Source organism: Synechococcus sp. R55.2, from assembly GCF_047462075.1.
In the GTDB taxonomy this organism is placed as follows: Bacteria; Cyanobacteriota; Cyanobacteriia; order Thermostichales; family Thermostichaceae; genus Thermostichus.
Genome location: NZ_JANSIH010000204.1, coordinates 1 through 5866 on the forward strand (window position 1 = coordinate 1; position 5866 = coordinate 5866).

A 5866-nucleotide genomic window follows, 5' to 3' on the forward strand; every position below is an offset into this window, starting at 1 on the left:
TCCTGGCTGGGCAGAGGTGAAGAGGGGGCGGGAGCAGTGGGGATCGAGATAGAGGGTGGGATGGATCCCGGCGAAGGTTGAGGCGAGGGAGATGCCGGCAGCTCAGGTTGGGCTGTGGGCGGGCCCACTGGGCGTACAGCGCGCTCCAGCCGTTCTCCCCACTCGGTTCCCTGGCAAGCCGACAACAGCCAGAGCAGCGGAATAAGGCTGCCGAGCTTGAGCCAGGGGCCAGGCCGCATAGGTTTAGACTGATGATGCACCGCTCTACCTTTCTCTATTGGGCCCATTTGCGGCTGAACTCCTCCAGCACATCCAGCAGGTTAAGCAGGCTTTGCATCGGCAGGAGATCGGCCAGGGGCAATTCTTTGCGCCCACCCCCCACTTTCACCGGGATCCCTTGCAAGATCTCTGTGACGGCGTCCTCATCCACCTTGCCTGCCATCACCTGGGGTGCCAGTCGCTCCGCCAAAAGGGTATGCAGGTGGGCATCGCGCAGGTAAAGATGCCAGCGGGCCACATCGATGTAAACTTCCTTGCCAATGGCAGCGGCCAATTGCTCAATTTCTGGGTTGCTGGGCACTTTGGCCATCCCTCAGCTCCGTTGGTGGTTGCGTCTGCCCCTCCCTCAGAATCATAACCCGAACCCAAGGACTCCTCAGGGAGGGCTGGCAGCAGAGCGGTCGGGTAGAGGTAGGGCGAAGTTCTCTTGCAGCTGCCGCAGCATCAACAGGTGTTCCAGAGCTAGGCGATCCCGTTCTGTCCGCAACTGGCTCAGTTGGGCCTGAATTTGGCGGATATCGGCCTCGTCGGAGTCCCAGGTTTGCAAAAGGCGGTAGAGGCGCTCTTGTTGGTCGGCAATTTGCCGGTTTAGGCGGGCTAGACGGCGGCTGAACTCCACATCCATTTCCTCTGCCAGCTCGGGATCCGGCAGCAGGGCCAGGCGATCCCAATGGATGCCCAGGTCGGCCAAGCTTGGCGGGGGCGGATCCAACTCCTTGAGGAGGGGGAAGTCCGGAAAGGGCGATAGCTCCGTCTTGGGAGGGGCCCATTGGTTTTGATCGGGGGCAGGGGTGAGACGGGATCCGGGTGAAGGCAGGTTTGTGGGCTGGGGGGCAGGCTCCTGTCCACTGGGAGAGGAGTGCAACTGCTTCGGACTCCGTCCCGCCGGCGCGGACGGCGTTGCCAGATGGCTACTGCTGGGATCTGCCTGGGCCGACAGGGATCCCAGACTGCATAGCCAAAGGCAGACTCCTAGCCCACAAGCCCAGCGAACTGCTTTTTCCACCCTGCGCTCCTCAGTCTTTCTCAAGCCTGCTCAGGTCATTCCCAGCCCACCTCGGCCCTGGTCGCGTTGGCGGGGCGAGATCCACGGTTGGGGATTGTCTCAAACAAAATCGAGTAGGCATCTTGCTTTTGCCCCGGCTCGAAAAGATAGCGTTGGGCAACACGAGCAGAGGCAGGCACGATGGCCACACGCACCGGCGGATCTTCCAGCGATACCAAAGGCTGGGGATGAGACCAACGCCATCCCACCCAGCCCGCCCCTGCCAAGGCCACCACAGCCGCTGCCACTCGTCCCCAAGGGGTGCCCTTGCGTCGCCGCCAGCCCAGGTCGAGCATTGGCCGCCGATCCAGCTCAGCGAACACACGGCTAATCAACAGCTCCGTCTGGATGGGATCCAAGGTGGGGGCCTTGAGGTTGGCCAAACCGGCCTGTAAAGCTGCCAGTTGGCTGTACAGTTGCCGCGCTTGGGGATCGCTGGCCAGCCAATCTTCCACCTGCCGCGCCTCTTGAGACGACAATTCCCCATCCAAGTAGGCGCTCAACTGTTCAAAGCGCTCATCCACCACCGGCAGCTCTTGCTGGGGATCCCTGGGGTCGGGGTTGGGGTTGCCGCGAACCATGGTCATTCACCATTAAGGTAGGGTTTTAGGGTGGATTGTAGGCGAGCGCGGGCGCGCGCAATGCGAGACTTAACAGTGCCCAAAGACACCCCTGTGATCTCGGCAATTTCCTCATAAGCCATCCCCTGAATTTCCCGCAGCAGGATTGTCTGGCGAAAGGCCTGCGGCAGGTCGCGGACGGCTTGGTGCAATCGCTCGTAGAACTCGCAGGTGGCGAGGTGCTCATGGGGACTGGGGCTCTCGCTGGGCAGCTCCCACTCCATCTCGCTATCCCGCATCTGAATCGGCGCATCCAGAGAAAGGGGCTGCTGCTGTCGTTTGCGCTTGCGCAGCTCGTCGTAAAACAGGTTGGTGGCGATCCGCCCCAGCCAGCTGCGAAATTTTGCCGGCTCCTGTAGGCGTTTCAGGTGGCGGTAGGCCCGGATCCAAACTTCCTGGGCCAAGTCATGCCGGTCCTGCCAGTCCGGGGCAAGATGATAGAGCACCTTGTCCACATGGGCCTGATGGCGACGCATCAACTCGGCAAAAGCCTCCCGATGGGGCTGGGATCCCTGCTGACAGATCAGCACCAGATCCACATCAGCGAGCTTTTCGGGCCGCACAGGCACGTTCTTCACCAAGACCGACCAGCGCTGGCCACTGATGTCGCTGAGGGCAGCATCCATAGGCATCCATAAGTTCTAACAACAACAGCGGAGGGATCCCCTCCCAGACAGAACCTCTGTTGCCCAGACGAAATGGCAGAGTTTGGGTTCCCCCCACCCTCAACCGCAGGGTAGCTCTAGAGGCTCTGAGGGCCATACCGGCAAGACCACCTCCTCATTGGATCTTGGCGCACATGGCAGGACGGTGGACACAGGAGCACTTTTGCAGGATAGCTCTTGAGTTGATAACTGGGCTACAGTGGGCTTGCGGTATGGTAAAACCCCGACCCGGCATGACTTCCGATGCTCCTGTTGCCGTCCTCTCCGAGCTCAAGGCGGTACCCATGTTGGCCGAACTTTCGGCAACGTCCTTGCAATGGCTGGGATCCCAGGTCAAGCTGCGGGATATCCCGGCGGGACAGGCCCTCTTCATGCAAGATGCCTGGGGCAGCGTAGTTTATCTGATCCTCGCCGGCTGGGCTAAGGTGCGGCGGGCTTTGCGGGCGCAAGACAGCACCAAAACCCTTGCCTTGCTGGGGCCGGGCGCTTGGGTGGGGGAAATGGCGGTACTGGACGAAGCTCCCCGCTCGCGAGATGTGCTGGCCCTAACCCCGCTGCGGGTGGCCGGGATCCCGGCGGCAACCTTCAAAGCGCTGATGTTGCGGGAGCCGCAACTGTGTTACCAGCTGGCCTGCAGCCTCTCCCGTCGCCTGCGCCTGGCCAACTTGCAGGCGGATCTTGACCAGCAGAGCCCCCCGCTGCGAGTGGTGCATACGCTGGTGCAACTGGCGGAAGCTTTTGGCGAGAAGACCCCCCAGGGGATGCGCATTGTCTACCCTCCCCCCCAGGATTTGGCCGATATCAGCCAAGTTAGCCGGGAGACAGCCCTGGCGGTACTGAGCCGTCTGCAGCAGCAGGGGGTTATTCAGCCGCTGCCGGAGCAACAGTCTTTGCTGCTGATCCGGTACGCCAAACTGCTGGAGGCCACCCGTCTGCTTTAGATATTGAAGATATTGACCCATGTCTCCCCAACCGATTTCTCCCCATCCAGGACAAGAATCTGTCTGGGACTATCCGCGCCCACCTCGTCTGGAGCCCACCACAGAACTGGTGGAAGTTCTCTTCAATGGCGAGCTCATTGCCCAAAGCCGCCGTTGCTACCGCGTCCTGGAAACCAGCCACCCGCCCACCTACTACATTCCCCCCACCGACGTTCGACTGCAGTATCTCCGCCCCAGCTCTCGCACCTCTTTCTGTGAGTTCAAAGGGGCTGCCTGCTACTGGACAGTTCAGGTCGGATCCCAAACAGCTGTAGATGCCGCCTGGAGCTATCCGGATCCCAGCCCGGCGTTTTTGCCCATCCGCGACTACCTTGCCTTTTATCCAGGCCGTGTGCAGGAGTGCCGGGTAGGTGGAGAACGAGTCCGGCCTCAACCCGGAGATTTCTACGGCGGTTGGATCACCTCAAAGGTCGTAGGCCCTTTCAAAGGAGAGCCGGGTAGCTGGAACTGGTAGGGGCGGAGCAGCGATTCCCGAGGGGGGATCCCTTTTACCCACGAAAAGGACTACAGTTAAGTCGATGCGGGTAAGTTGTCCAAGGACTCCGTCCCGCTGGCACGAACAGGAGAGCGCGGACAAAAACCATGACGGTGCGGGTGCCCCTCGACTATTATCGGGTTTTGATGCTGTCGGCACGGGCAGATGAGCATCAGATTGAGCAGGCATACCGGGAGCGAATCGATCTCAAGCCGGGCGAGCGCTCCTGGCTGCTGGAGTTCTCGCCACAGGCTGTGGAAGCTCGCGCTCAAATGATCCAAGAGGCAGCTTCTGTGCTGCTTAACCCTGAGGCACGGCGAAACTACGACGAACATCTCATGCCGGCGGATCCCACCTTAACGGTGGAGGAGGCGCACCTACCGGGAGTGCTGTGCTTGTATTGCGAAGCCGGAGAATACCAAGCTGCCTTGGACTTGGCTCAACATATGCTGGAGCAGGGCCACCCTGCTCGTTCCGATGCCATTTTGGCGCGGGCCATCGCTCGTCTGGAACTGGGTCGAGAAGCCTGGCAACAGGGATCCTATGAAGAGGCGGCGCGTTCCCTACAGGCGGGCTTGGCGGAGCTGGAGGAGTATCAGGCCTTTCCGCAGATGCAAGCGGAGATCCGCATCGATTTGGGCAAGCTGCGCCCCTATCGCATTTTGCAACTCCTCAGCCACGAGGCCCATGCTCCCGCCCCAGCCGGAAGAGAGACTCTTGTGCTCCGCACCGCTGATGCGAATGGGGAGCGGCAGCAGGGACTGGCTCTCCTCAAAGCCATGCTGGACGAACGGGGCGGCATCGAGGGGGTGGGGCAGGATGGCTCTGGCCTCAGCACCGAAGATTTCCTCCGCTTTATCCAACGGGTACGTCGCCACCTCACCCTCAAAGAACAGCAAGAGCTGTTCGAGCAGGAGGCTGAGCGTCCCTCGATGGTGGCCGCCTACTTGGCCGTGCAGGTGTTGCTGGCGGCAGGTTATCTGGAAAACCGCCCGGCTCTGGTGCGGCGTGCTCGCGGCTACCTGGCTCGTCTGGCGCAGCGGCAGGATGTGCATCTGGAGCAGGCCATCTGTAGTCTGTTGCTGGGGCAGACCGAAGACGCGCTCGCCCATCTGCGCTCCACCCAAGAAGTAGAGGCCTTGCAGTTTATCGAAGAACACTCCGCCGGTTCTCCCGACCATCTGCCGGGTCTGTGCCGCTTCACAGAAAAATGGTTTCAGGAGGAGGTGTTCCCGGAATTTCGCGGTCTGGAAGCCACCCAAGCGACGTTGCAAGCCTACTTCGACAACCCCCAAGTGCAAGCTTACCTGGACGAAATGCCCAGCCGCGAGGATCCGCCGGCGGGGATGCTCTCTCCCCAAGTCCCCCATCCCCCACCTCATTTGCCTGCCGTGGTGGGTGGCGTGCGCCCCCCTAATCCAACCCAAGAATTGCAGCGCCCCCCCACCCCTTGGCAACGGGGAGGAGTGATGCCACCGCCAGAACCCCCGCGCCTCTCGGATTTGCCCTCCTACCGGAGCACCCCCAAGGCGGGCGTCTCTGCTCTTGCGGATGAGAGTTCTAGTGCCCAAGACCGTTCCCCTCAGGGGGACGGAGTCCAGGGCCTAAGGTCCGCTGGCGCGATCGGTTTGCAGGATGTGGAGCGTTACCGCCGCAGCCGCTTGGGGGGCCGTAAGCGTCCTACCTTTCCCGCTGGCGTTCGTTTGGGCTCCGCACCGCTGGCGCGAATGGCCGGGGTGGTCGGTGTGGGCATTCTCTCCCTGCTGGTCATCTGGCAAATG

The 5866-nt window shown here is 61.5% G+C and carries 7 protein-coding genes and 1 pseudogene; 3 read left to right on the top strand and 5 right to left on the bottom strand.

Annotation, left to right across the window (positions count from 1 at the left end; all coding sequences use genetic code 11):
- The 5 genes and pseudogenes from NW838_RS07270 to NW838_RS07290 all read right to left on the bottom strand — a co-directional run.
- Positions 1–239, bottom strand: a pseudogene (locus tag NW838_RS07270) (S-layer homology domain-containing protein); the annotation flags it as partial.
- Between the two features lie 35 nt (positions 240–274).
- On the bottom strand, positions 275–589 hold the full coding sequence (locus tag NW838_RS07275) for a DUF3181 family protein (RefSeq protein ID WP_414357902.1): 315 nt from the start codon (positions 587–589) through the stop codon (positions 275–277).
- Between the two features lie 66 nt (positions 590–655).
- On the bottom strand, positions 656–1285 hold the full coding sequence (locus tag NW838_RS07280; protein ID WP_414427768.1) for a hypothetical protein: 630 nt from the start codon (positions 1283–1285) through the stop codon (positions 656–658).
- A 35-nt stretch (positions 1286–1320) separates the two neighbouring features.
- Complete coding sequence (locus NW838_RS07285) at positions 1321–1911, bottom strand: anti-sigma factor family protein (protein WP_414427769.1); 591 nt, start codon at positions 1909–1911, stop codon at positions 1321–1323.
- Positions 1908–2570 carry a sigma-70 family RNA polymerase sigma factor gene (locus NW838_RS07290; RefSeq protein WP_414343224.1) on the bottom strand — a complete coding sequence of 221 codons (663 nt, stop codon included), beginning with the start codon at positions 2568–2570 and terminating at the stop codon, positions 1908–1910. Before NW838_RS07290 ends, NW838_RS07285 begins: the two co-directional genes overlap by 4 nt.
- A gap of 251 nt (positions 2571–2821) precedes the next feature.
- Here NW838_RS07290 and NW838_RS07295 point away from each other — a divergent pair, with 251 nt between their 5' ends.
- From NW838_RS07295 to NW838_RS07305, 3 genes are all read left to right on the top strand, one after another.
- Positions 2822–3550, top strand: a complete 729-nt coding sequence (locus tag NW838_RS07295) for a Crp/Fnr family transcriptional regulator (RefSeq protein WP_414357906.1) — start codon at positions 2822–2824, stop codon at positions 3548–3550.
- A gap of 19 nt (positions 3551–3569) precedes the next feature.
- Entirely contained in the window at positions 3570–4064 is a 495-nt protein-coding gene (locus NW838_RS07300; protein ID WP_011433071.1) for a DUF427 domain-containing protein, read from the top strand.
- A 128-nt stretch (positions 4065–4192) separates the two neighbouring features.
- The coding region (locus NW838_RS07305) for a J domain-containing protein (protein WP_414427770.1) at positions 4193–5866 on the top strand (1674 nt) is incomplete at its 3' end.